The organism is Promicromonospora sp. Marseille-Q5078 (genome assembly GCF_050315395.1).
Lineage (GTDB): Bacteria > Actinomycetota > Actinomycetes > Actinomycetales > Cellulomonadaceae > Isoptericola.
In genome coordinates this window covers 549067-574911 of the sequence record NZ_JBNPQG010000001.1, presented here as the reverse complement: position 1 = coordinate 574911, position 25845 = coordinate 549067, and the positions used below count along the sequence as shown (strand labels likewise).

Below are 25845 nucleotides of genomic sequence, written 5' to 3'. Positions count from 1 at the left end.
GATGGCCGACACCTCGGACACCACCGGCCCGCGCGTCCCCACGACGCCCCTGCACGACGTCCCCGCCTGGGCCGTGCTCGAGCGACGCCTGTTCGACGCCACGGAGGAGGCCTGGCGGCTCTTCGCCGCGCGCTACACCGGGCCCGACGGGCGCATCCTGCACGCGGGCGGCTTCGAGCACCGCGACGGCGTGGACGACCTGTACGAGCCGTTCTTCAACTGGCCGGCGTTCTATGCGCTCGGGGGCAGCGACGCGGTCCTCGACGCGGCGAAGCACCACTTCGAGGGCGTGACGGCGCAGCTCACCGAGGCCGGCATGCTCACCGGCGAGTACGAGAACGGGTACGACTGGTTCCACCAGGGCGAGTCGCTGCTGTTCTTCTACGGCCTGTGCGCGGCCGACCCGGACGACGAGCGGTTCGCCGAGCGGGCCCGCCGGTTCGCCGCGCTGTACACGGACCCGGCGCACGGCAACTACGACCCGCGCCGCAACATCGTCACCGCGCCGCACAACGGGGCGCAGGGGCCGCTCCCGGGACTCGGCACCGAGTGGCTCACCTACCCGGCGTCGCTCGACTACATGCGCGCGTACGGCCTCCCGCTGCACGGGCTGCCCGGCATCACGCGCTGGGACGACCTCGCGGACCCCGCCAGGGCGCAGCTCATGGGCGACGAGCTGCAGCGCCGCGCCGCGGGCGACACGGCGGTCAACCTCGCCGCGACGTCGCTGGTCACCAACCGCTGGCTGTACGACGGCGACGCGGCGTCGGGGGCGTGGGTGGCGCGGTACGTCGACGGCTGGCGCGAGCGCGCGGCCGCGGCGGGCGGGCTGATGCCGGACAACGTGGCGCCCGACGGCACCGTCGGCGGCCTGCACGACGGCGCCTGGTACGGCGGCCACTACGGCTGGACCTGGCCGCACGGGCTGCACTCGGTGGGCATGAGCACGCTGATCGGCGCGATCAACGCGTCGTTCGTGTCGGGAACCAGGGACGACGCGCCGCTCGACCTCGTGCGCACCATGCTCGACACGGCGCTGGACCACGCGATCACCGCGCCCGTCGCCGAGACGCCGTTCAGCCTGCGCGGCAGCTGGCTCGAGCGTCTCGGGCCGCACGCCGCCGAGCCGGCCACGCTGGTCCCCTACCGGTACGGGGCCGACGGCTGGTTCGACCACGGCCCGCTCCAGCTCGACCTGCCCACCTGGCTCTGGTGGTGGACGCGCGACGACGCCGACCGCAAGCGGCTGGACCGCGTGCTCGACGGCGTCCCCGGCTCGCGCGAGGTGCGGCCGTTCCGCGACAAGGTCGAGGCGGGGCACGAGGGGCCGTGGCTCGCGTTCCTCGACGGCACGCTGCCGGACTACCCGGAGCGCGCGCTGTCGATGGCGCTCGGGCAGCTCGCCCGCCGCGTCGCGGTCATGGACGCCGAGCCCGTGGACCCCGAGACCGTGCACCTGCACTTCTGGCAGCGGGCCAACCCCGTCGTCACGGAGGTGCTGGGGCAGCTGATCACGGGCACGCCCCAGACGCTCTACAACGGCGGCCTCCCGTTCGCCGCCGTCGCGTACACCGACGCCGACCGCGGGCGCCCCGGCCTGCCCCCGGACGTCGCCGCGCTCGTCACCGGCCTCGACCGCGACGCCGACGGCGCCGGCCGCGTCGGGCTCAGCCTCGTCAACCTGTCCCCCACGCACGCCCGGCGCGTGCGCGTGCGGCCGTCGCGGTTCGGCCAGGAGCGGCTGACGGGCGTCGTGACGCGGGCCGAGGACGGCGGCGACTGGCCCGGCCCGTCCACGGCGTCGGCGGGGCGCGCGGGCTCCCCGACCACGGCCACCGTGCCCCTGGACGCCCCCGACCTGCTTGTCGAGCTGCCGCCGAGCCACCGCGCCGACGTCGTGCTGCTCACCGCCCCCGCCGCGGCCGCGCCGCGCCACCAGCGCCACCTGCCCCACGAAGGAGCCCGACCATGACCGACGCCCTCACCACCGAGGGGCTCGCCCTCGATCCCGCCGCCGCGCTCGTGCGTCCCGACGTCTCGCTGCCCGTGCGGGGCCCGGCGTTCGAGCGGGCCGACGCCGAGACCCTGGAGCGCGTGGGCCACGTGTCCTCCGCGACGGCGTGCGCGAAGCTGCACGGGCTCGGCATCCGGCGCTCGTTCGTCGAGGGGCCGCGTCCCCTGGCGCCCGGGTACCGGGTGGTCGGCTCCGCGCTCACCCTGCAGTTCATGCCCCAGCGCGAGGACCTGGCGGCCGGCGACGAGCAGGAGTACGTGGAGCGGCACACCGCCCTGTGGCACGTGCTCGAGGCGGCGCAGCCCGGCGACGTGCTCGTCGTCCAGGCGTACGGCAGCCGGTTCTCCGGCTGCGTGGGCGACATCCTCGCCCGGTACTTCCAGCGCCGCGGCGGCGCCGGCATGGTCGTCGACGGCCGCATCCGCGACTCGGGCAAGATCCGCGACCTGGGCCTGCCCGTGTGGTCCACCGGGGTCACGCCGCACTACGCCTCGCAGTCCGAGCTGTTCCCCTGGGCCTACGACGTGCCCGTCGCCGTGGGCGGCGTGCTGTGCATGCCGGGCGACCTCGTCGTCGCGGACGACGACGGCCCCGTCATCGTGCCCCGCGCGATGGCCGACCAGGTGGTCGCGTCCGCCCAGGACCACGAGGAGTGGGAGGGCTTCAGCCGGCAGCGGCTGGACGAGGGCGCCCGCCTGAGCGACTACTACCCGCTGACCCCCGACACCCGAGGGGAGTTCGAGGCATGGCGTTCCGCGCAGGGCTCCGCCCTCTGACGCCGGCCGGCCCGGGGCGCGGCGAGAGCGTCGCCGCGTCGTCGTTCGGCCTCGGCTGCGCGCCCATCGGCAACCTCTTCACGCCCGTGGCGGAGGGCGACGCCGAGGCGACGGTCCGCCGCGCGCTCGAGCGCGGCGTCCGGTTCTTCGACACCGCCCCGCACTACGGCGAGGGGGTCAGCGAGCTCCGGCTCGGGGCCGCCCTCGCCGGCGTCGACCGGGGCTCCGTGGTGATCGCCACCAAGGTGGGGCGCACCATCGTCGACGCCGCCGGCGCGCCCGTGCCCACCGGCGGCACGGGCGGGCCCGGCGGCACCACCGTCGGCGACCTCAGCCGCGACGGCGTGCTGCGGTCGCTCGAGGGCAGCCTGGCGCGCCTTAGCACCGACCGCGTCGACCTGCTCTACCTGCACGACCCGGCCGACGTCGACGAGGCGCTGCGCGGCGCGCTGCCCGCGCTGCTCGACCTGCGCGACCAGGGCGTCGTGCGGGCCGTGGGCGTCGGGATGGGGCGGAACGCGCCCGTGGCGCGGCTCGTGCGGGAGGCCGCCGGCGCGCTGGACGTCGTCATGCCCGCCGGCCGGGTCACGCTCCTGGACCGCACCGCCCTCGACGACCTGCTCCCGGCCGCCCGCGAGCGCGGCGTCGGCGTGATCGGCGCGGGCGTCTACAACTCGGGCGTGCTCGCCGACCCGGTGCGCGCGCCGTTCTTCGACTACCGCCCCGCGTCGGCGGAGCAGGTCGACCGGGCGCGACGCATGGCGGCGGCGTGCGACGCGGCCGGTGTCGACCTCCCGACGGCGGCCGCCCGCTACCCGCTGCGCGTGCCGGGCGTGGAGGCCGTCGTCGTGGGTGCCCGCACCCCCGCCGAGGTGGACGTCTTCGTCGACGCCGCCGACGCCCCGGTCCCCGACCACCTGTGGACGGAGCTCGACGCGATCGCGGCCCGCGTCCCCACCCACCGCCGATGAACCCCCGTGCCGACCATGCAGTTGCGCGCGTTCTCGACCCGGAGAACGCGACCAACTGCATGGTCGGCGCCGTCGGGCACCTCGTGGACGCGCACGTGCACCTGTGGGACACGGGCGCGACGCGGATCTCGTGGTTCCGCGACGACCTCGGCCTGCCCCCGCGGGTGGGCCCCGAGGACCTGGCCGCCGCCGTCGCGACGGCGCCCGTGCCGGTGCGGGCCGCCGTCGCCGTGCAGGCCGCGGACACCGAGCAGGAGGCCCGCTGGCTCGCCGGGCAGGCCGCCGAGCACGGTCCGCTGCCCGGCCCGCTCGTGCTGCAGTACGACGCGCGCCCCGATGTGCCCGGCGCCTGGGCCGGCACGGCGCAGGCCGTGATCGACGATTCCGCCGCGGTCGGAACCAGGGTCGCCGGCATCCGCCTCGCGGTGCCGGGCGGCGCGGCCGACCTGTCCGACGTCGCCGGCCTCGACGCCCTCTGCGATGGCCTGGCCGCCACCGGCCGCGTCCTCGAGACCCTCGTGCGCCCTGAGCAGCTCCCCGCGGTCGCGGCCCTCGCCGCCCGGCACCCCGACCTCGACGTCGTGGTCTGCCACCTCGGGCTCGGCAGGGGCGCGCCCGACCGGTCGTGGCGCGCCGCCCTCGCGGAGCTCGCCGCCCGGGCCCGCGCGCACGCGAAGCTCTCCGGCCTGCACGCCGCCGCGCCGGACGACGCCGCCAGGGTCGCGACCGCCGTCCGCGCCGCCGTCGACCTGCTCGGCCCGGACCGGCTGCTGTTCGGCAGCGACTGGCCGATGTCCGCGCGCGTCGCGCCCTATGCCGAGACCGTCGCGCGGACCGCCCGCGCCCTACCCCGGCTCGACGACGCCGCCGCGGTCGCCGTCTGGCACGGGACCGGCGCCCGCCTGTACGGAGTCGCGCCCGCGCCCGGCTGACACGTCGTGCCGGCGAGTCCACGTGTGCCGGGACCCGTCGGGGACGGCGACCACCTCGGCGACGCCCGCGGGGCGCGCGCGGACCGCCACGATGGCGACGTCGTCGTCGACCGTCCCCACGAGCATGCTGCTCAGCGCGGACTCGACGACGTCCTCCAGACGGTCGTCCTGGGTGCCCTCGAGCAGCCGGGCGAACTCGTCCAGACGACGACGCAGACCGCCGCTGCGCCGCTCGACCAGGCCGTCGGTATAGAGCACGAGCGTGTCCCCCGGGCGGATCTCCACCGTGTGGTCGGTCCGCGCGGTCTCGGGTTTCATGCCCAGCAGGAGGTCGTTGCGCACGCTCAGGATCTCGACGGCCCCGTCGCCGCGGACCAGGAGCGGCGGGAGGTGGCCCGCGCTGGACCACTGCACCGTCCGGGCCGTCCGGGCGTGCTCGCCGACCTCCGTGATGTGCGCGACGAGCGCGGTGGCCGTGGCCGACCCAGGAAGCGCCAGCCCGTCGATCGCCGCGTCGACCCGTTCCAGCACCCGGGCGGGGGACTCCTGGCTGTCGTAGCCGATCGCGCGCACCAGGGCGCGCAGCTGTCCCATGGCCACCGCCGCGTCCAGGTCGTGGCCGACCACGTCCCCGATGACGAGCGTCGCACCGCCGTCCCTCGTCACGAACGCGTCGTACCAGTCCCCGCCGATGTCGCGCACGACCGAGGCCGGCTGGTAGTGCACCACCACGTCGAGCCCGTCCAGGGCCGGGGGGTCCGTGAGCACGGCCCGCTGCAGCGCGATCGAGACCTCCCGCGCCTGTGCGCTCTCCTGCTCCGAGCGCGCCGCCCGGCGGCGCAGGGCCTCGTCGCTCCGGTGCCGGTGGACGACGTCGCGCAGCGACGCGGCCACCGCCGACGCGACCACGGACAGGAAGCGCGCGTAGTCCGCGTCCCAGGGGCGGGTCGGGGTGGCGCGCAGCACGACGACGGCGAGGTGCCCGGACCGGCCCGTGTCGCGCACCGGCTTCACGACGACCCCGTCACCGACCTGTCGCCGCCCGCTGGCCAGGGCGCGGGCCACGAGGGAGACCTCGTCCTCGTCCCGGTCGACGCCCGCCTGGAGGACGATCTCGGCAGGGCTCCCGACGTCGTACACCGCGGCCCGCACGACGTCCTTGCTGCGGGACAGCACGTGGATCACCGGGCCCGCGAACGTGGGCAGGTCCACGAACGCGGAGGGCAGCGCGGCGTGCAGCTCGCCCAGCATCACGAGGCGACGCTGGTTGACGACCTCCTGCGTCGTCTCGGTCGCGATGTCCAGGACCCCCGCCACCGCGCCGTCGTCGTCGAGCAGCGCGCTGTAGGAGAAGGTGAAGTACGTCTCCTCGTCGAAGCTCGACCGGTTCATCAGGAGCGTCAGGTCCCGGTCCCACGTCGGTTCCCCGGTCTCCAGGACGTGCTCGAACAGCGGGCCGACGTCGTCCCAGATCTCGGCCCACACGACCCGCGCCGGTGCGCCGAGCGCCGCCGGGTGCTTGTCGGTGCCGAGCATGTCGCGGTAGCCGTCGTTGTAGATCAGCGTCAGGTCCGGGCCCCACACCATCATCACGGGGAAGCGGGTCGAGAAGCACAGCCGCACCGCGTGCCGCAACGAGACCGGCCACGTGTCCGGCGGCCCCAAGGGTGTGGCGTCCCACGCGACGGATCGCGCCTCCCGACCGACCACGCTGCGCGCGGTCGCCTCCTCGAACCACCCCGAACTCACAGGGCAAGGGTATCCAGACAGATGTCTTGTCGTGTGCATTGTCGGCTGCAGGGCGGACGGCCACACTCGGGGGATGCCCGGTCACCTCCTCGCCCTCGTCGGAACGTCCAGCGTCGGGAAGTCGGCGGCGGCCGGCGAGCTGCAGGGACGACTCGCGGAGCCGCACCTGGTGGTCGGCCTCGACCACTTCTTCTCGATGTTCCCGCACCACTGGGCGGGGCACCCTCGGGGCCCCGGGCCCGGGTTCTGGTACGAGGACACGGTGGATCCGGACGGCTCCCCCCGCGCACGCATCCGGTACGGCGACGCGGGCCGGCGGCTGCTGGACGGGCAGCGTGCCGCCGTCCGGGCGCTGCTCGACACCGGGAACGACGTCGTCCTCGACGAGATGCCGGTCGACGGGTCGATCCTGCCCGCGTGGCGGCGCGAGCTCGCCGGCCACCGGGCGTGGTGGGTCCGGCTCACCGCGCCGCTCGACGTCGTCGAGGCGCGGGAGGCGGCGCGGCCCCACGGGCGGCACCCGGGCAACGCGCGCGGCCACCTGGACGTCCTCGACGGCGAGACCTTCGACCTCACGGTCGACACGTCGGCCCGGACCCCGGCCGAGGTCGCGGACGCCGTCCTCGGGGCGCTGCCCCTCGAGGGGGTGCGCGGGCATTGACGCCGGCGGCGCGCGTGGGAGGATCCCGACGTGCCGGCATACCCGGGCCGGTCGTGACCAGGGGAGGAACGATGTTCGCGAGGCCCCTCGGGGACGACGGCGCCGAGCTGCGCCCGCTGGAACCGTGGCACGCGGAGGAGCTGCTGGCCACGATCGACCGCGGCCGGGAGTTCGTCGGGCGGTTCGTGCCCCTCCCCGACCGGATCACGGACCTGGAGTCCAGCCGGTCGTTCCTCGAGGCATACGCCCAGAAGGCGGCGACCGACACCGGCCGCCTCTACGGCATCTGGCTGGACGGCACGCTGGTGGGCGGCGTCCTGTTCCGCACGATGGACGTCGCGCGGGGCACGGCGGAGGCCGGCTGCTGGCTCGAACCCGCCGCGGCGGGCCGCGGCCTGGTGACGCGCGCCGCGCGGCTCATCATCGACTGGGCGATCCGCGAGCGCGGTATCCACCGCGTCGAGTGGTGGGCGGCGTCGGGCAACGCGGCGAGCATCGCCGTCGCCCGGCGGCTGGGGATGAGGCGCGACGGCGTGCTGCGCGAGCACCACGAGCACCGTGGGGTGCGGCAGGACATCGAGGTCTGGTCGGTGCTCGCGCCCGAGTGGGAGGCGCACGCATGACCGGGGGCGACCGGCCCGAGGTGGAGCTGATCGGCGGGGTCGAGAAGCGCGAGATCGTCATCGTCGAGCCCGACCCGCGGTGGCCGGCGCGGTTCGAGCGGGAGAGCGCGCGCATCCTCGCGGCGCTGGGCACCGCCGCTGTGCGCGTCGACCACGTCGGGTCGACGGCGGTGCCCGGGCTCCCCGCGAAGCCGATCGTCGACATCGACCTCAGCGTCCCCGACGTCGAGGACGAGGGGGCCTACCTCCCTGCGCTGCTCGCGGCCGGGTACGTGCTGCGCGTGCGCGAACCCGGCCACCGCCTGGTCCGGACGCCCGAGCTGGACGTTCAGGTGCACATCTGCCCGGCGGGCAGCGACTGGGAGCGGCGCCACCTGCTGTTCCGCGACCGGCTCCGGCACGACGCCGACGACCGCGCCGCGTACGCCGCGCTCAAGCGCGAGCTCGCCGCCCGGGACTGGCCGAGCATGAACCACTACGCCGACGCCAAGGGCGGGCTGATCGCGGAGATCCTCGCCCGGGCGGAGGCATGGGCCGTCGCGACGGGCTGGCGGGTCGAGAGCGCCGGCATCGCGCCGAGCCGGGACCTTTAACGTTGTAACCTCCGAGGCATGGCGCCACGTCGGGACGACCGGTCCGCACCCACGCTGCACGACGTCGCCCGGGCGGCGGGCGTGTCGTTCAAGACCGTCTCGAACGTGCTCAACGACCACCCGCAGGTGCGCGACACGACACGCGCGAAGGTGCTCGCCGCCGTCGAGGAGCTCGGCTACCGTCCCAACCTGACCGCCCGCAACCTGCGGCTCGGGCGCAGCGGGGTCATCGCGCTGGCGGTGCCGGAGCTCAGCCAGGTCTTCTTCGCCCAGCTCGCCGACGAGGTGATCCGGGTTGCCGCCGACCAGGGGCTGGTCGTGCTCGTCGAGCAGACGGGCGGCGACCGCGACCGCGAGCTCGAGGTGCTGCGCAATCCCCGGCTGGCACTCACCGACGGGCTGCTCCTCGCCCCGCTGGGCCTCACCCACGAGGACGTCCCCCCGAGCTGGACTCCCGCGTCGCCCCTCGTGGTGCTGGGCGAGCGCCTGTTCCCGGGGCCCGTCGACCACGTGACCATGCAGCACGAGGCCGCCGCCCGCGCCGCCACCGAGCACCTCCTCGGGCTCGGCCGCAGGCGCGTCGTGCTGCTCGGCGCGCACGCCGCCGAGACGTCGAGCGTCGCCGGCCTGCGGCACGCCGGGTACGCAGCGGCGCTCGGCGCGGCAGGCATCGCGCTCGACCCCGCGCTGGTGATCCCGGTGGAGACCTGGGACCGCCCGAGCGGCGCCGAGGCGATGGCGCGGGCGCTCGACACAGGACTGCCGGCGGACGCCGTCTTCGCGATGAACGACGACCTGGCGCTGGGCGCCCTGCGCTCGCTGCAGGAGCGCGGCCTGTCGGTGCCCGGCGACGTCGCCCTGGTCGGGTTCGACGACGTCCCCGACGGACGCTTCAGCTACCCGAGCCTGACCACGGTGGAGCCCGGCCGCCACGAGGTGGCCCGCCTCGCCGTGCAGTTCCTCAGCGACCGGATCGCGGAGGGCGCGGCGCCCGCGGCCGCGCCCCAGGTCGTCGCGCCGGCGTTCCGCCTGGTCACGCGGGAGTCCACCCGGGCCTGAGCCCAGGCGGCGGCCGGCGGGTCCGGCCAGCTGCCCCGGAGAGGCGCTGGATCGCGGGTTGACATGCCCGACGTCCGGCCCGCATGATCCACTTACAACGTTGTCTTGCAACGTTGTATTGACCACGGAGGGATCTGCACGATGAAGCGCACCGCTGCGTTCCTGGCCGCCCCGCTCTGCCTGACCCTCGTTCTGGCAGGCTGCTCGGCCTCCGACCCCGAGACGTCCGACGGCCGCGTCCACCTGACCTTCTGGCACGGGTACACCGAGTCCGACGGCGACGTGCTGAACCAGATCGTCGACGACTTCAACGCCTCGCAGGACGACGTCGCCATCTCCACGGAGGTCAACCCGTGGGACGTCATCGACGACACGGTGCTGCCGGCGCTGTCGGCGGGCACCGGGCCGGAGATCGTCGCGATGCCGGCCGAGCGCCTCCCCGTCTACGCCGACCGCCGCGCGCTGGTGAACCTCGACGCCTATTACGCCGACGAGCCCGCCACGCCCGACCTGCAGCCCGGCGCCCTCGACATGGTCACCACGGACGACGGCGCCTACGGCGTGCCCACCGGGTTCGTCCCGCTGACGATGTTCTACAACAAGGCTCTCTTCGACAAGGCCGGCGTCGAGGTCCCGACCACGTGGGACGAGTGGGTGGCCGCGGCGAAGGCGTTGACCGTCGACGCCGACCACGACGGCACCCCCGAGCAGTACGGGCTCGCGCTCGCCGACCACGCCACCGTGGGCAACGGCGTGTGGCCCACCCTCTTCTACGGCAACGGCGGGGGGATCGTCGAGGACGGCAAGGCCGTGATCGACACGCCCCAGAACGCCGAGACGCTCCGGTTCTGGCACGACGCGATCGCCGCGGACTCGATCAGCCCCACGGGGCTCGACGGCGTCAAGGGCGACAGCCTCTTCGCCGGCGGCCGCGTCGGGATGTACGTGGGCGGGCCGTGGATGGCCTCGGTCGCGAAGGAGAACGGCGTGGACTACGGCATCGCCCCGGTCCCGGCCGGTCCCCAGGGGCAGGCGGCCTCGGCGATCGGCGTCGCGATGGCGCTCACCGTCCAGGCCGACGACGAGCAGCGCGCGGCGGCCCAGCAGTTCTTCTCCTACTTCCTCGCCCACGAGCAGGCGGTGACGTGGTCGCTCGGGTCCGGGTGGCCGCCGCTGCGCACCGACGTCGGGCCGGACGACGTCGCGGAGAACCCCGTCGTCGCCGAGCTCACGACTCAGGCGCACCTCGCGCGCCCGCTGCTGCCCGGCGTGGTGAACAACACCGACGTGCTCGAGGAGGTCGACAAGCTCACCCAACGGGCGATGGCCGGTGAGCCGGTCGACGGGCTGCTGGCCGAGGCGCAGCGCGAGATCCAGGCGGCGCTGGACGAATGACCGCCCACGCCCCGCACCCCGCAGGCCCGGCGCGCCCGGGCACCCACCCGACGTCCGAGAGGCATCCGTCATGAGCACTGCGCAGGCCGTCGGCCCCCGCAAGCAGGGCTTCCGGGCGCCCGCCCCGCTGGGCGGGCGCAGGCCGGCACCACGCGGCCGGAGCTCCCGCGGGCGCAGCACCCGCATCGCCTTCACCTTCCTCGCCCCCGCGCTCGTCGTCCTGGGCGTGTTCGTGGTCTGGCCCATGGTCTCGGCGCTGCAGATGTCGTTCACCGACGCCAGCGGGTTCGGGCAGGCCCAGTGGGTCGGCTGGGACAACTACGCCCGGATCTTCACCGACTCCGACGTCCGTGACGCGGTCGTCAACACCGTGGTGTACGCGGTGCTGTTCACCCCCACCGCCGTGGTGGTGGCGCTGGCGCTCGCCCTGCTGCTGAACGACCCGCGGCTGCCGTTCCGCGGCCTGTTCCGCACGGCGCTGTTCCTGCCGTTCATCATCTCGCTGGCCGTCGCCGCCCTGGCCTGGTCGTACCTGATCGACCCGCAGGTGGGGCTGCTGCACTACTGGCTCCGCGGCATGGGGATCGACCTGGGCAACGTGCTGCAGGACCCGACGCTCGCGATGCCGGCCGTCGCCCTGGTGGCCGTGTGGAAGAACTTCGGCTTCTACATGGTGATCTTCCTGGCCGGCCTGCAGGACATCCCCGGCTCGCTGTACGAGGCCGCGAAGATGGACGGCGCCGGCGCCTGGTCCCGGTTGCGGCACATCACGCTGCCGATGCTCTCGAACACCACGGCGTTCGTGCTCATCTTCGCGATGATCGCCGCGCTGCAGGCCTTCGACCAGATCTACGTGATGACCGGCGGCGGCCCGTACGGCAGCACCCAGACCGTGGTCATGGAGATCTACGAGTCCGGCTTCCGCCAGCTCGAGCTCGGCTTCGCCTCCGCACTCTCGTACGTGCTGCTCATCGCCACCCTGCTGCTGAGCGTCGTCCAGTTCGTGTTCTTCGGGCGCCGCGAGGAGGAGTCCTGATGTCCACCGCCACCGTCCGTCCCCCGACGTCGACGCCGCCCGCCCTGCGCGCGCCCGCGCGCCGGCGCCGGGTCCGCGGGTCCACCGTGCTGCTCACGCTCGGCGTCGGCGTCGCGACCCTGGTCGTGCTGCTCCCGCTGTTCATCGTGCTGTTCACGGCGTTCAAGCCCTCGGCCGAGGTCAACGCCTTCCCGCCCACCCTGCTGCCGCAGGAGTGGACGACGGCGAACTTCGACCGGATCTTCTCCGACCTGCCGTTCGCGCGGCTGATCGCCAACAGCTTCGTGTTCGCCGGCGGGGTGACCCTGTTCGCCCTCGTGTTCGACTCGCTGGCGGCCTACGCGCTGGCCCGGATCGACTTCGCCGGGCGCAAGGTGCTGCTCGTGGGCATCGTCGCCACGCTGATGATCCCCTTCCAGGCCACCCTCATCCCCGTGTACCAGATCGTCAGCGACCTGGGCTGGGTCAACACGTTCACCGGGATGATCGCGCCCCGTGCGGCCGACGCGTTCGGGATCTTCTTCCTGCGTCAGTTCTTCCTGTCCCTGCCCCGCGACGTCGACAACGCCGCGCGCATCGACGGCGCCTCGGAGCTGCGCGTCTTCTGGCAGGTCGTGCTGCCGAACGCCCGGCCGGCCCTCATGACCCTGGCGATCTTCGTCTTCGTCAACAACTGGAACGACCTGCTCTGGCCGCTGGTCTTCACCACCGAACAGGAGATGAGCACCATCACCTCTGGACTGACCCTGCTCACCGGCCCCGGGGGCATCGTGCCCTACGGCGTCATGATGGCCGGCGCGCTCGTCGCCGTCGTGCCGCTCGTGCTCGCGTTCATGCTCGTGCAGCGCAAGTTCATCGAGTCCATCGCCACGACGGGGCTCAAGTGACCGCCCCCGCGCGCGCACCGCGCTGGTACGAGGACGGCGCCCTGCACTTCGGCCTCGGCATCGAGGACACCTTCGTGCCGCAGGCCCGGCCGGGCGAGCGGGCCATCGACGAGTACGAGCTCACCGACCACTACCGCCGGTTCCGCGAGGACCTCGGGCTGGCCGTCGACGCCGGCGCGACGTTCCTGCGCTGGGGCGTGCCCTGGTACCGGGTCAGCCCGGCCCCCGGCCAGTGGGACTGGTCGTGGGTGGACCGCGTCGTCGACCGGTTCGGCGAGCTGGGCCTGCGCCCCGTGATCGACCTGCTGCACTACGGCACGCCCCTGTGGCTGGACGACCAGTTCGCGCACCCCGACTACCCGAAGGTGGTGGCCGAGTACGCGGTCGCCTTCGCCGAGCGGTACGGCGACACGGTGACCGACTACACGCCGGTGAACGAGCCGATGATCCACGCACTGTTCAGCGGCGCCTACGGGTACTGGCCGCCGTACCTGAGCGGCGACCAGGGCCTGACCACGATGGTGCGCGCCCTGGCCGAGGGCTTCGTCCGCACGCAGCAGGGCATCGGCGACGTGCTCGGCGACCGTGCGACGTTCCTGCACGTCGACGCGTCGATGCGCTACGCCGGCGACGTCACCGGCGAGCACCGCCCGCAGGTCGAGCAGCTGCGGCACCAGGCACACCTCGTGGAGGACCTGGTGACCGGACGGGTCGACGACGCGCACCCCCTCGTCGGGCTGCTGCGCGCCGAGGGCCTCGACGACGCGACGCTCTCGTGGTTCGCCGAGCAGGCCGTGCGCCCCGACGTCATGGGGATGAACTACTACCCGCGCATCTCGACGGAGGTGTTCGAGGAGGGCGTGCACCACGGCGGCGGATTCGCCGACCCGCGGCCGACGCAGGACGCCGGGGTCGCCGGGCTGGTGGAGGTCCTCACCGAGGCGGAGCGCCGGCACGGCGTGCCCGTGATGCTCACCGAGACGTCCGTGACGGCGCCCGCCGCGGACCGGGTCGCCTGGCTGCACGAGTCCGTCGCGGCGATCCGTCGACTCCGGGCCGACGGCCACCAGGTCGTCGGGTACACCTGGTGGCCGGTGTTCGACATGTACGAGTGGACCTACCGCCACGGCACCGGCCCCCGGGAGGACTACCTCCTCACCATGGGCCTGTGGGACCTGGTCGAGGACGGCTCCGGCGGGCTCGACCGACGCCGCACGCCCGTCGCGGACACGTACCGACAGCTCGCCACCGACCGGGAGGCCAACTCGGTCCCGGCCTGATGACGGTCCGCGTCGAGGCGTGGGCCGTGGCGACAGGTCGGCAGGTCGGCGACCGGAGGCGCGACGGCGCGCGGGCCCCGCACCCTGAGGGTGCGGGGCCCGCGCGTCGTTCAGCGTCGGGTCATTCGGCGTCCGACCCGCGACGCCGGCGGGCGCCCAGCACCAGGCCGGTCCCCGTCAGCACGATGAGCGCGCTCGCCGCGAGCAGCGCCGGGTCGCTCCCGGTCTGCGCCAGCCGCCCGGGGGCGGTTGCCGCCGCCTGGGGTGCCGGTCGCGAGTCCGACGAGCCGAGGTTGGTCGGGTCCTCCGCGTCCTCCGCGGCGACGACGACGCCCTCGTGGCTGACGTACACCGGCGCGGTCGGCGTCGCGGTCGCGGGATCGACCGTGCCCCGCTCAGCGGCCGGGCCGGCCGGGTCCGCCGGGCCGGCCGGGTCCGCCGGGTCCGCCGGGTCCGCCGGGTCCGGCGTGCCCGGCTCGACCGTGGGGTCGGTGGGGTCGGTCGGGTCGGTCGGGTCCGTGGGGTCCGTGGGGTCCGTGGGGTCCGTGGGGTCGGTCGGGTCCGTGGGGTCGGTCGGGTCCGTGGGGTCGGTCGGGTCCGTGGGGTCGGTCGGGTCCGTGGGGTCGGTCGGGTCCGTGGGGTCGGTCGGGTCGGTCGGGTCGGTCGGGCCTTCAGGCTCGTCGGCGAGGGTCACGCCGATCCAGTCCCAGGCCGTCGACGGGCGGTCCAGCTCGCCCAGGCCGATGAACCAGTGCTGGAACTCGGGCTGCTTCCACTCCCCCGTCTCCGGGTCGGTCGTGCCCGTGCCGTTGTTGTTGTGGTCCCAGCCGGTGTAGAAGTGCGGGCTGCCCTGCTCGGTGCCCTCGGCGGAGCCCCACAGCTGGAACGGCGGCAGGTCCGCCACCTTCGTCCCGGCGGGGACGCGCACGAAGACCTTCTGGCCCGGGGTCACGCTGTCGACGACCCGGCCCCTCGCGTCGACGAGGACGACCCCCTCGGGGAGCGGCGCGCCGTCCGCCGTGCGGAGCTCGACGTGGACGTCTCCGGTGCCGCCGACCAGCGAGGCGGTGAAACCGTAGTCGGTCGAACCGTCGGCGTTGCGCACGTAGCCGTTGCTGGTGAAGCCCGGCTGCGGCATGACGACGTTCGTGGTCAGGCCCTGCTCGATCAGCCACGCCGCGGTCTGCAGCGTCGCCTTCCGGTCGCTGTTGTAGCCCTGCTCCCAGTTGCGCGTCCAGTCCTCGTCCGACGCCTCGAACTGCTGCAGCGCCTTCTCGGACACGGTGACGTGGTTGTTCTCGTCCACGTCGAAGAGCATGCCCATGACGTCGTGACCGGTGCTGAAGTACCAGACCGCGAACTGGGTGGCCTCGTACGCGGTGTAGTCCATGCGCCGGTCGCGCTCGGAGTCCGTCTGCTGCTGCCACCAGTCGCGCACCTGGTCCTCGGTGTAGGTGCCGTCGTCGATCGACGCCTGGTACCAGCCGCGGTACGTCTCCCACGTCGTGCTCGGCGTGACCGTCACACCGGCCCGCTCGAACAGTCGCTGGGCGTCGGCCCCGCGCGCGGACATGTCGTTCCCGCCCTTGTACCCGTTGACCAGCACGGTCTGCTGGGCGGACGTGTTCTCCCAGTGGATGCCGTCGGCGTCGGGCGTCACGCTCTCGTCGCCCGACCACGCGTGGTACCAGGAGCCGGCGATGTCCCGGTCGTAGACCATGTGGACGGTGCCGTCGTCGTCCACCAGCGTGTGGTGGAGGATGTGCAGCTGCGGCTGCCCGCCCCACCCGCTCCAGTCCTTGCCGGACCCGCCCTCGGCGGGCTCCAGGAAGTACCAGTAGTCGCAGCCGAAGCCGTCCTGGCCGCCGTCGTGCCAGTGCGGCTCGTAGGCGGGGTCCGGGTACGCGGCGGACGTGCCGGCGAGCAGCGACGCCGACGGGCTCGCGGCAGCGGCCCGGGCGGCCGTCGGGGCCGTCGACCCCTCCTGCGCGCTCTCCTCCGCGGCCGCGACGTCGTCGGCCTGCGCTGCCTCCTCGGCCGGCGCCCCGGACGCCGCGTCGTCGGCGGCCGGCTGGTCCACCGCGGGCTCGGCGTCCTCGACGGAGGGCTCCTCCGGGGTCGCCTCCGCGGCGGCCTCCTCGGGCCCGGCCTCAGCCGTCCCGCCCTGCTCGGCGGGGGAGTCGGTGGCCTCGTCGGGCGCCGGGGCCACGACCGGGTCGACCGGCTCCGGGGCGGGCTCCACGTCGGTGGTCGTGGTCTCGCCGGGCTCCGACGCGCCGCCGGTGGCGGCGGGCTCCTCCGTGTCGTCGGACGTCTCGGCGCCAGACGCCTCGGTGCCGGGCTTCTCGGTGTCGCCGGCCTCCTCGGCGGGCGCGGACTCCACGGCGGGGGCGGCAGGCTCCGGCTGAGCGGCCGTCGAGGTGTCCCCCTCGCCGGCGAAGGCCGCGAGCGGCGCGCCCAGCGCGAGGGCGGCGGAGACGGCGGAGACGGTGGCGGTGCGACGGACCTTCATGATCGTTCCCTCGATGTCGGTGGGCTTCCTGATGCCTCTACCGTCCCGCCGGGAGCAGGTCCTCCGGCACGCCCGAACGATGGCTGTCGATACCGTCGAACGTCGGTATCTGCGGCCGTCGCCCCGGCCGCCGGTCCCGGTCGCCGTCGCGCGCAGGCTGACTACGCTGAGGTCGTGGACCCGGCCCGGACGCGGATCGACGTGCTCGTCGCCTCGGTCTGCGCCGCGGGCGGCCTGCTCCTGGTGCTGCTCCGCGCCAGGTCCGGCGTCGGCTGGGCGCCGACGTGGGCCGAGATCGCCATCCAGGTCGGCGCCGCGGCCCTGCTCCTCGCCCGGTCCCGCCACCCGCTGCTGGTGCTCGCCGGGTGCGCGGCGGCCAGCGTCGTCTCCCCCGTGGTCGCCACGCTCGGCGCGGCCCACGCCGCCGGTCTGTACGTCGCGTCGTCGCGGACGAGCATCGGGGCGATGCTCGTGGCGGTCACCGTCACATGGCCCACCTGGCTGCTCACATCCGAGAGCACCGGGCCGAGCGCGCTGTGGGCCGGGATCGTCGTCCTGCTCTTCGCGTACGCCGCGGGCCGCCTGCAGCGGATCCAGCAGGACGCGGACGCGGAGCACGCCGCCCGGGCGGAGGCCGACGCGAGGACGGCCGAACGCTCGGCGCTCGCGAGGGAGCTGCACGACGTCGTGTCCCACCGGATGAGCTACGCCGTCGTCGAGGCCGAGGTGCTCGGGACGACCACGACGGACGACGGCGCCCGACGCGTCGCGCAGGAGATCGGCGCGAGCTGCCGGGCCGCCCTGGCCGAGATGCGGACCGTGCTCCGCGCCCTGACCGCGGAGGGCGACACGCCGGTCGGCGGTGCCGGCACGACCGACCTCCGGGCCGAGCTGGAGGCCCGCGTTGCCGAGGCGAGGCGAGCGGGACAGCCCGTGCAGGTCGTCGGCACCGTCACGTCGCACACTCCCCCCGACGTCGTCGACCGGACGGTGCTGCGGGTCGTCGGCGAGGGGCTGACGAACGCCCTGCGGCACGCCCCCGGCGCTGCCACGGCGGTCGCGCTCGCCGACGGGGACGGCGAGCTCCGGGTCTCCGTGGAGAACCGGGCGCCGGTCCGCCCGCCGACAGGGCTCACCACCGGCGGCTTCGGGCTCGCCGGGCTGCGCGAGCGGGTGGCGTTGCTCGGCGGCAGCCTGGACGCCGGGCCGACGGCAGAGGGCGGCTACCTGCTCCGTGCCGTCCTGCCGAGGAGGCCAGCATGATCCGCGTGGTGGTCGCCGACGACGAGGCGCTCCTGCGCGCCGGCATCGTGCAGCTGGTGGAGTCGGCGCCGGACCTCGAGGTGGTCGGGCAGGCCGGTGACGGCGCGGAGGCCGTGCGGCTCGTCCGGGCCCACGGCCCGGACGTCCTGCTCGTCGACATGCAGATGCCGGTCATGGACGGCCTCGATGCGACGATCACGGTGCACCGGGAGCACCCCGAGACGGCCGTCGTCGTGCTGACGAGCCACCTGTCCGACGACTACGTGCTCCCCGCCCTGCGTGCCGGCGCGACCGGCTACCTGCTCAAGGACTCGACCCCCGAGGAGCTGCACCACGGCGTCCGGGCCGCCGTGGCGGGCGACGCCATCCTCTCGCCCGCCGTGGCCCGGCACCTGCTCGCCGCCGCGGGGGACGACCTCTCCGGGCGCCGGGCCGAGGCGCGCCGCCGCCTGGCGGGCCTGGCCCCCAAGGAGCGGGAGGTGGTGGAGGCGCTCGCGGAGGGGCTCTCCAACGCCGGGATCGCCGGAAGGCTCTTCCTCGCGGAGTCGACCGTCAAGGCCTACCTCGCCAGCGCGATGGGCAAGCTGGGGACGACGAACCGCACCCAGACCGCGATCCTCGCGCACGAGGCGTCCCACCCGTAGGCTCCGCCGCCCTTCCGCCGCGAGGGACGCGTCAGTCGCCCTGCTCGCCGTCGAGCAGCGTCCCCGCCGCGTGCGCCTCGAACAGCGCGGAGGCGGCGTCCGGGTCGCCGTCGTCGAGGACGTCGAGCAGGCTGCGGTGCCAGTCGGCCACCTGGTGCCAGTCGCCCGTGAACTCGGGGTCGCCGAGCAGGTGCATGGACCGGAGGCTCGGCTCGATGATGTCCCACATGCGCGGCAGGTAGGTGTTGCCGCTGGCCTCGATGACGCCGCGGTGGAAGCCGAAGTCGAGCTCGCGGAACGCGGGCAGGTCCTGGGCGTCGACGGCGCCGTGCATCTCGTCGATGACCTTCTCCAGGGTGGAGCGCGTCTCGGCGGGCAGGCGGCCGCAGGCGAGCCGGCCCGCGAGCGCCTCCAGGGCGACGCGCGCCTGCTTGGCCTGCTGCGCCTCCTCGTCGGAGTACTGCGCGACGAAGTTGCCCTGGTGCCGCACGTGCGTCACGAGGCCCTCGTGCGCGAGCCGCTTGAGCGCGTCGCGCACGGGCGCCTGGCTCACCTGCAGGCGGCGGGCCAGCTGCGACTCGACCAGCTGCTCCCCCGGGGCGAGCTGCGACGTCTTGATCATCGACTTCACGAGGTCGTAGATCTGGTCCGAAAGGAGCCCGCGCTCCAGGCCACCGATCGAGCTGAGCGCGTCCGTCATCCTCGCAGCCTAACGCCATTATCGAGAATCGTTTGTGCGTCGCCCGAGGCGCCCGCGTAGGCGCGCAGCCACGCGTCGGCGATGATCCGCGTGCCCGCGGGGGTGGGGTGCACGCCGTCCGGGGCGAGCGACGCCGCCCCGGCGTCCTCGGCGGCGCGGGTGAGCAGCCCGTGCAGCGGCACCAGCGCCGCCCCGGCCTCGGCCGCGAGCCGCGTCACGACGTCCCGCTTGCCCGCGAGGTCGTCGAGCCAGCCGTGCTGCTCGTCGCGCACCGGCAGCAGGTACGGCTCGACGAGGACGAGGCGCGGGCTGCCGGGTACGCGGTCGAGGAGGCGGCGGTACGTCGCCTCGAAGGACTCCGCGCTCGTCGGGTCGTCCCTGTCGAAGCGCCGCCAGGTGTCGTTGACGCCCACGTACAGGGTGAGGACGTCCGGCGCCGTGCCGGCGACGTCGCGGTCCCACCGGGCCTCGAGGTCGACGGCACGGTCGCCGCCGACGCCGAGGTTGCGCACCTGCGCGTCGGGCAGCTCGCGTGCGACGAGGCCGACGTAGCCGTCGCCGAGCGACGCGGCGTCGTCGCGGTCGCGACCGGCGTCGGTGATGGAGTCCCCGACGAAGACGAGGCGGTCGGGGGTTCCAGGGCTGGTCATGAGCTCTCCTTCGAGTGACGGACGGGTCCGACCGTAGCGGTTCCGCGCCGCTCCCACACCGTTGTCAGCGATTATCGATTAATGTAATGTCGCTCACGCTGCCAGCCGCGGGCCCTCGCGCCCGCCGTCCGTGACCATCACCGAAGAGGTCGGAGCACTCGCAATGAAGCGACATCTGTCAGCCTTGCTCGCCGCCGCCGTCGCCACGTGCGTCGTCGGCGCGGCGGCCACCGGCGCGTCCGCCGCCACGACGCACGACGGGGCGCAGCACGCGTCCGTCACGACCGCGAAGCACGACAAGGGCACGCCCGGCCACTACAAGCCCAAGCCCGGCAAGCACAAGCCGGGGAAGCCCGGCAAGCCGCACAAGCCCGGGAAGCCGGGGAAGGGGAACGAGGTTCCGGGGTCCGACGGCACGCTCTACGTCGCGCCCGACGGCGACGACGGGGCCGCCGGCACCGAGTCCGCGCCGCTCGCCACGCTCGAGGCGGCGCGCGACGCGATCCGCGCCCTCCGGGCCGGCGGCGGGCTGCCCGCGGACGGAGTCACCGTCTACCTGCGGGAGGGGACCTACGAGCGCTCGGCGTCGTTCACCCTCGGCGCGGAGGACTCCGGCACCGCGGACGCCCCGATCACCTACCGCTCCTACCCCGGCGAGACGGCGACGATCTCGGGCGGCACGGAGCTGCCCTACGACGGCTTCTCCCGCGTCACCGACCAGGCGGTGCTCGACCGGATCATCGAGACCTCCGCGCGCGACGACGTCCTGGCGATCGACCTGGGCGCGCTCGGCATCGACGACTACGGGCAGCTCAGCCGGCACGGCTACTGGAAGGCGAACGACGTCTCCGAGACCCCGCCGATGGAGCTCTACGTGGACGGCGAGGACATGACCCTCGCGCGCTGGCCCAACGCCGGCGCGGCGAAGGACACCGTCCAGATGAACAAGATCGTCGACGCCGGCCCCACCAAGGACGACGCCGACCTGCAGGAGCGCGGCGGCACGTTCAGCTACTCCTACGACCGCCCGCAGTACTGGGGCCAGGCCGACGACATCTGGCTGGACGGCATCTTCGGCCAGAGCTGGGAGTGGTCGTACAACAAGATCGAGTCGATCGACACCGACGCGCGCACCATCACGCTGCGCTACGGCGAGATGTCGGGCCTCATGAAGACCTGGTACCCGGACTTCCACTTCGCGCAGAACCTGCTCGAGGAGCTCGACGCGCCCGGCGAGTACTACATCGACCGCGACACGGGGGTGCTCTACCTGGTGCCGAACGCGTCCTTCGAGGCCGAGCGCGGCGCGCCCGTCGTCACGACGCTCGACGAGCCGATGATCCGCACCGACGGCGCGTCGTACGTGACGTTCGACGACCTGGTGCTCGAGTACGGGCGGGCCACCGCCGCCGTGATCCTGGGCGGCAGCCACGTCACGATCGCGCACAGCGACATCCAGAACTTCACCGACGGCGGGGTGCTCATCAACTCCCCGGGCCGCTACACCTACGACGGCATCCCCGTGAACCGCGGCGGCACGGACCACGCCGTCGTGAGCAGCGAGATCCGGCACGTGGGCGGCATCGGCGTCGTGCTGCAGGGCGGGGACAAGACGACCCTCGAGCCCGGCCGCAACCGCGTCGAGGACTCCCACGTCCACGACTTCGCGTACTACCACAAGGCGTACAACCCGGGCGTGATGTTCGACGGGGTCGGCAACATCGCCCGCGGGAACGAGATCAACGACGCCCCGCACCCCGGGATCATCGTGTACGGCAACGACCACCTGTTCGAGCAGAACGAGGTCTACGACGTCTGCAAGACGTTCCAGGACCTCGGCGCGATCTACATGAACTCCGGCGACACGCCGCAGCAGCGCGGGCACGTGTTCCGGCAGAACTACTTCCACGACATCGGGCTGGGCAAGGACGGCGTCGAGGGCATCTACGCCGACAACTTCACGTGGGACCTGGAGATCAGCCAGAACGTCTTCGTGAACATGGGCAACGACGCGATCAAGTCCGGCTCGGCCGACTACATCGACGCCGTGAACAACGTGTTCGTCGACACCAAGGTGCCGTACGACAACTACACGCAGTGGATGGGCGACGGCGAGGGCAACACCGTCGACCGGGTGTACATGCCGAAGTGGGAGAAGGTGTTCGCCGACAACGACGACTTCGTCGGCACGCCGTACCTCACCAAGTACCCGGAGCTGGCGCACTTCTTCGAGGACAACCACTACTTCCCGGACCACAGCACGTTCGCCAGGAACGTCGTGTGGAACCCGCACCGCGCGCGCAACCCCGACGTCAACGCGCAGGGTGCCCTCGACACGAAGAACCTGCTGGGCTACGGCTCCGGTGACGACGCGAACTGGGTGACGGACGCCGACCCTGGGTTCGTCGACGCGGCGAGCGGGGACTACACGCTCACGGCCGACTCCCCCGTCTTCGACCAGGTCCCGGGCTTCGAGGCCATCCCGTTCGACGAGATCGGCGCCGACGGGCACGTCGGCCAGTCGCAGACGCCGGACGCTGTGGCGCTGGAGTCGCTGGCCCTGCCCGCCGACCAGCTCACGATCACCCTGGGCGACGAGGTGTCGGTGGCCGCCCAGGCCGTGCCGTGGGACGCGACGGACCAGGCCGTCGCCTACGCGTCGAGCGACCCCGACGTCGCGACGATCAGCGCGGCCGGCGTCCTCACCGCCGTCGGGCCGGGCGAGCTCGTCGTCACGGTGGAGTCGACGACCGAACCGGGCATCCGCGACGAGATGACGGTCACCGTGGCCGCCGGCGACGGCGTGCTGCACGCGACGGACTTCGAGTCGGGGCCGAACGGCTGGCCCACCGACCCGAACCGCGCGGTCGTCGACGACGGCACGGGCGACCACGTCTACCGCATCGTCAACGGCGCGAACTCCCAGCTGGACCGGCAGCTCTCGGAGTACGCGCTCGACTTCGCGGTCACGACGCCGGCCGTCGTGCCGGAGGGCGGGCAGCTGCTCGTCTACGACCGCACGGGCGCCACGCCCGGCGGGTTCGTCCGGTACCGCCACGCGGCGGCCGGGTCCACGTGGACGATCTTCGACTCCGCCTGGGGCACGGTGAAGCAGGTGACGCTCCCGGCGGGCGAGGGTCTGGCGCCGGGCACCGAGTACGCCGTGCGCGTCGTGGTCACGGCCGGCGGCGTGCGCGTCCTGGTCGACGGCGAGGAGGTCGTGGCGGGCGCCAACCCGGCGCCCGAGGCAGCCGGCAAGGTCGGCTTCTACGTGCAGGGGTTCACGCACCTGGACGTCGACGACGTGTCGTTCTCGCTGGTCGGGGTCGACCCCGACGGCCTGACGCTCGCGCCGTCGGGGGCCACGATCGAGCCGGGCGAGACCCGGGTGGTCGCGCCGTCGTTCACGCCCGCGGACGCCACGCGCACCGGGCTGGAGTGGACCTCGAGCGACGACGCCGTCGCGACCGTCGACGCCGAGGGCACCGTCCGCGGCGTCGCGGCCGGGACGGCGACGATCACCGCGACGTCGGCCGTGGTGCCCGGCCTGGCGGCCTCGTCGACCGTGACGGTGCAGGCGGCGGAGCACCCGGTGACGGCCCTCGGCGCCGAGATCCTCGACCCGGCGGCGTGGGCGCCCGGCGAGGGCGTGACGATCACCGACGGCGCCGTGCACCTGGCGCCGCGCGGCGCCTGGAGCTTCGCGCCCCGGAGGTTCGGGGACGAGCTGCTGCGGTTCGACACCTCCGTCGGCGACTTCAACGGCGGCTGGTTCGGGTTCTCCGTGCGGTCGAAGGCCGCCGGCGACCCCGTGTGGACCAACGGCAGTTCGGGCTACCTCGTCGTCATCAAGGAGGACGTCATCGAGATGCAGCGGTGGGCTCCCGCCGTCTTCATGGTCGACACGTTCCCGAACACCGTGATCGAGCCGAGCTCGACCCACGAGGTGACCTTCGGCGCGGTCGACGTGGCGGGCGGCACCCGCCTGGTGCTGCGCGTGGACGGCGAGCCGGTGTGGAGCTACCTCGACGACACCACCGACAACGCGCTGGCCACCGACGGGTACTTCACCGTCTACCGGCAGGGCCCCGCGGGCGAGATGAGCCTCTCCCCCTCCGCCGGCTGAGCCTGTCGAAACCACCACCGCCGGTTGAGCCTGTCGAAACCCACGAGCGGTATCGACAGGCTCAACCGACGAATCAACCGCGCCAGACGTCCGTCAGCGTGAGCGGCACGACCGGCGGGACCGCGGGCGCGGTGGTCATGGCCACGCGCGCGCCGGACCCCGCGGAGTCGAGCAGGCCGGTCATGACCTCCATGACGTGCAGCGCGACGTCGCCGCCGGCGCGCGGGGAGGCCGGCGCGTCACCCAGGCCGACGGCGCCCACCATCTCGAGCAGCCCGACGCCGCGGCCGGAGCCGACGAACCCCGCGCTCGGCGGCAGCACCTCCCACTCCTTGCCACCGAGCTCCCGCAGCTCGACGTCGCCGTCGAAGTTGTTCGGGTTCGGCACGACCAGCGAGCCCTCGGTGCCGTGCACCTCGATGTGGCGCGCGTGGGACCCGACGGCGTCGAAGCTCACCGTGACGGTCGACAGCGCGCCGCTCGCATGGCCCAGCACGCCGGTGACGTGCGTCGCGACCTCCACCGGCACCCGCTCCCCCGCCCTCGGGCCGGACGCGATCGTGCGCTCGTCGCGCGACCGCGAGGACGCGCCCTGCACCCAGGCCACAGGTCCGAGGATCTGCACAAGGCTCGTGAGGTAGTAGGGACCCATGTCCAGCAGCGGCCCGCCGCCGACGGCGTAGTAGAAGTCGGGGTGCGGGTGCCACGCCTCGTGGCCCGGCGAGACCCAGGTGGCGACGGCGGCGGTCGGCGTGCCGATCCGCCCCTCCGCGACGGCGGCGCGCGCTGTCTGGACGCCCGTGCCGAGCACCGTGTCCGGGGCGCATCCCACGCGGGTGCCCGCGGCCGTCGCCGCGGCCATCACGTCGCGCGACGCGGCCAGGTCCGCCGCGAGCGGCTTCTCCCCGTACCGGTCGACGCCGGCCGCGGCGCACGCCTTCGCCACGTGCGCGTGCACGCCGGGCGTCGTGAGGTCGAGCACCAGGCGCACGTCGTCGTCCGCGACCAGCGCGTCCAGGTCGGCCGCGACGCGGGCACCGGGCAGCTCGGCCGCGACCGCCTCCGCCCGCGATCGGTCCAGGTCCGTGACCGCGGCGACGCGCACCCCGGGGTGCCCGGCGAGCGTGTCCAGGTACTGGCGCGAGATGACGCCCAGCCCCACGATGCCGATCCCTCCCTGGTCGTTCAGCGGCTCGCCCACAGCAGCCCCCTCTCGACGACGGTGCGGACGGTCGGGTTCTCGAGCACGTCCACCGAGTGCCCGGGCGTCGCGACGAACACGCGCCCGGCGCCCCACTGCCGCGTCCACACCGCCGGGGACGTCACCGGGCGGTGCCACGGGTGCCACTCCGGCGCGGGGTGCGTGGTGGTGGCGAGCACGTCGATGAGGTCGTCGTGCAGCACCCAGTACTGCTCGGTCTCCAGCTCGACGTCGTCCAGGCCCGCGGTGATCGGGTGCTCGCGACCGAGGTCCGTGAGCTCGATCGTGTGCCGCAGGAAGTTGTCGGAGCCGTCCCCCTGGCGCAGGTGCGGCTCCTTGCCCGGGTGCGTGGCGAACTGCCCGCCCACGAGCTGCAGGTAGTCGGAGCTCGCGCGGTACGAGTCGGCGATGCCGCCGTGCCAGCCTGCCAGCCCGGTGCCGGCCTCGACCGCCGCCCGCAGCCCGGCGAGCGCCGGGCCACTGATCTGCGACATCGTCACGCACTGCAGCACCAGGTCCGTCGCCGCCATCGCCTCCGCGTCGGCGTAGACCTCGTTGTCCGTCTCGACCCGCACCTCGAACCCCTGCTCGCGCAGGAACGGGATGAACAGGTCCGTCGCTGCCTCGGGGACGTGCCCGTCCCAGCCGCCACGGACCACGAGTGCTCGTCTCGTCGTCGTCATCTGCCCTCTTCTCGTCCTCGTCGACCGTCGTGAGCAGGCACGATCCTACGTGCCGCGGGCGTGCGCCGGGCCACGGACGGGGCTCCGACC

Annotated in this window: 21 protein-coding genes; 15 read left to right on the top strand and 6 right to left on the bottom strand. The window is 73.9% G+C overall.

Features of this window, described 5'->3' with window-relative positions; genetic code table 11:
• Window position 1: 1 nt before the first annotated feature.
• From ACQFYA_RS02635 to ACQFYA_RS02620, 4 genes are read left to right on the top strand one after another with little or no spacing between them, the layout of a single operon-like run.
• A complete protein-coding gene (locus ACQFYA_RS02635; RefSeq protein WP_499121382.1) occupies window positions 2–1972 on the top strand; it encodes a DUF8034 domain-containing protein in 1971 nt (656 codons plus the stop codon).
• Entirely contained in the window at window positions 1969–2790 is an 822-nt protein-coding gene (locus ACQFYA_RS02630; protein WP_499121379.1) for an RraA family protein, read from the top strand. Before ACQFYA_RS02635 ends, ACQFYA_RS02630 begins: the two co-directional genes overlap by 4 nt.
• A complete protein-coding gene (locus ACQFYA_RS02625) occupies window positions 2760–3761 on the top strand; it encodes an aldo/keto reductase (protein ID WP_499121377.1) in 1002 nt (333 codons plus the stop codon). The genes ACQFYA_RS02630 and ACQFYA_RS02625 overlap by 31 nt, the downstream gene beginning before the upstream one ends.
• Window positions 3758–4693 carry an amidohydrolase family protein gene (locus tag ACQFYA_RS02620; RefSeq protein ID WP_499121375.1) on the top strand — a complete coding sequence of 312 codons (936 nt, stop codon included), beginning with the start codon at window positions 3758–3760 and terminating at the stop codon, window positions 4691–4693. Before ACQFYA_RS02625 ends, ACQFYA_RS02620 begins: the two co-directional genes overlap by 4 nt.
• On the opposite strand, the gene ACQFYA_RS02615 is transcribed toward ACQFYA_RS02620, so the two are convergent.
• Entirely contained in the window at window positions 4607–6442 is a 1836-nt protein-coding gene (locus tag ACQFYA_RS02615; protein WP_499121372.1) for a SpoIIE family protein phosphatase, read from the bottom strand. The two genes, ACQFYA_RS02620 and ACQFYA_RS02615, sit on opposite strands and share 87 nt — an antisense overlap.
• Window positions 6443–6515: 73 nt before the next feature.
• Here ACQFYA_RS02615 and ACQFYA_RS02610 point away from each other — a divergent pair, with 73 nt between their 5' ends.
• The 8 genes from ACQFYA_RS02610 (at window position 6516) to ACQFYA_RS02575 (ending at window position 13976) form a co-directional block, all read left to right on the top strand.
• A complete protein-coding gene (locus ACQFYA_RS02610) occupies window positions 6516–7103 on the top strand; it encodes a phosphotransferase-like protein (protein WP_499121370.1) in 588 nt (195 codons plus the stop codon).
• A gap of 71 nt (window positions 7104–7174) precedes the next feature.
• A complete protein-coding gene (locus ACQFYA_RS02605; RefSeq protein ID WP_499121367.1) occupies window positions 7175–7726 on the top strand; it encodes a GNAT family N-acetyltransferase in 552 nt (183 codons plus the stop codon).
• Entirely contained in the window at window positions 7723–8319 is a 597-nt protein-coding gene (locus tag ACQFYA_RS02600) for a GrpB family protein (RefSeq protein ID WP_499121365.1), read from the top strand. The genes ACQFYA_RS02605 and ACQFYA_RS02600 overlap by 4 nt, the downstream gene beginning before the upstream one ends.
• A gap of 18 nt (window positions 8320–8337) precedes the next feature.
• The gene (locus tag ACQFYA_RS02595; RefSeq protein ID WP_499121362.1) at window positions 8338–9378 is read left to right on the top strand and encodes a LacI family DNA-binding transcriptional regulator; all 1041 of its coding nucleotides are present in this window, start codon (window positions 8338–8340) and stop codon (window positions 9376–9378) included.
• Window positions 9379–9519: 141 nt separating this feature from the next.
• The gene (locus ACQFYA_RS02590; RefSeq protein WP_499121360.1) at window positions 9520–10773 is read left to right on the top strand and encodes an ABC transporter substrate-binding protein; all 1254 of its coding nucleotides are present in this window, start codon (window positions 9520–9522) and stop codon (window positions 10771–10773) included.
• A 70-nt stretch (window positions 10774–10843) separates the two neighbouring features.
• Window positions 10844–11809, top strand: a complete 966-nt coding sequence (locus ACQFYA_RS02585; protein ID WP_499121358.1) for a carbohydrate ABC transporter permease — start codon at window positions 10844–10846, stop codon at window positions 11807–11809.
• Entirely contained in the window at window positions 11809–12696 is an 888-nt protein-coding gene (locus ACQFYA_RS02580; protein ID WP_499121356.1) for a carbohydrate ABC transporter permease, read from the top strand. Before ACQFYA_RS02585 ends, ACQFYA_RS02580 begins: the two co-directional genes overlap by 1 nt.
• A complete protein-coding gene (locus tag ACQFYA_RS02575) occupies window positions 12693–13976 on the top strand; it encodes a family 1 glycosylhydrolase (protein WP_499121354.1) in 1284 nt (427 codons plus the stop codon). Before ACQFYA_RS02580 ends, ACQFYA_RS02575 begins: the two co-directional genes overlap by 4 nt.
• 121 nt (window positions 13977–14097) lie before the next feature.
• Here the strand turns inward: ACQFYA_RS02575 and ACQFYA_RS02570 are convergent, their stop codons facing one another.
• Window positions 14098–16488, bottom strand: coding sequence for a hypothetical protein (locus tag ACQFYA_RS02570; RefSeq protein ID WP_499121352.1), 2391 nt, complete (start codon window positions 16486–16488; stop codon window positions 14098–14100).
• Between the two features lie 174 nt (window positions 16489–16662).
• Here ACQFYA_RS02570 and ACQFYA_RS02565 point away from each other — a divergent pair, with 174 nt between their 5' ends.
• Window positions 16663–17751 (top strand): sensor histidine kinase, encoded by a 1089-nt coding sequence (locus ACQFYA_RS02565; protein WP_499121350.1) that lies wholly within the window; start codon window positions 16663–16665, stop codon window positions 17749–17751.
• A complete protein-coding gene (locus ACQFYA_RS02560) occupies window positions 17748–18395 on the top strand; it encodes a response regulator (RefSeq protein ID WP_499121347.1) in 648 nt (215 codons plus the stop codon). Before ACQFYA_RS02565 ends, ACQFYA_RS02560 begins: the two co-directional genes overlap by 4 nt.
• A 31-nt stretch (window positions 18396–18426) precedes the next feature.
• Here the strand turns inward: ACQFYA_RS02560 and ACQFYA_RS02555 are convergent, their stop codons facing one another.
• A complete protein-coding gene (locus ACQFYA_RS02555; RefSeq protein ID WP_499121345.1) occupies window positions 18427–19095 on the bottom strand; it encodes a GntR family transcriptional regulator in 669 nt (222 codons plus the stop codon).
• Entirely contained in the window at window positions 19092–19745 is a 654-nt protein-coding gene (locus tag ACQFYA_RS02550) for an SGNH/GDSL hydrolase family protein (protein ID WP_499121342.1), read from the bottom strand. The genes ACQFYA_RS02555 and ACQFYA_RS02550 overlap by 4 nt, the downstream gene beginning before the upstream one ends.
• A gap of 163 nt (window positions 19746–19908) precedes the next feature.
• On the opposite strand from ACQFYA_RS02550, the gene ACQFYA_RS02545 reads away from it, so the two are divergent.
• Window positions 19909–23871 carry an Ig-like domain-containing protein gene (locus ACQFYA_RS02545; RefSeq protein WP_499121340.1) on the top strand — a complete coding sequence of 1321 codons (3963 nt, stop codon included), beginning with the start codon at window positions 19909–19911 and terminating at the stop codon, window positions 23869–23871.
• 73 nt (window positions 23872–23944) lie between these two features.
• Here ACQFYA_RS02545 and ACQFYA_RS02540 read toward each other — a convergent pair whose 3' ends face one another.
• Window positions 23945–25072, bottom strand: coding sequence for a Gfo/Idh/MocA family protein (locus ACQFYA_RS02540; RefSeq protein ID WP_499121336.1), 1128 nt, complete (start codon window positions 25070–25072; stop codon window positions 23945–23947).
• Complete coding sequence (locus tag ACQFYA_RS02535) at window positions 25057–25755, bottom strand: ThuA domain-containing protein (protein WP_499121335.1); 699 nt, start codon at window positions 25753–25755, stop codon at window positions 25057–25059. The genes ACQFYA_RS02540 and ACQFYA_RS02535 overlap by 16 nt, the downstream gene beginning before the upstream one ends.
• Window positions 25756–25845: the final 90 nt, after the last annotated feature.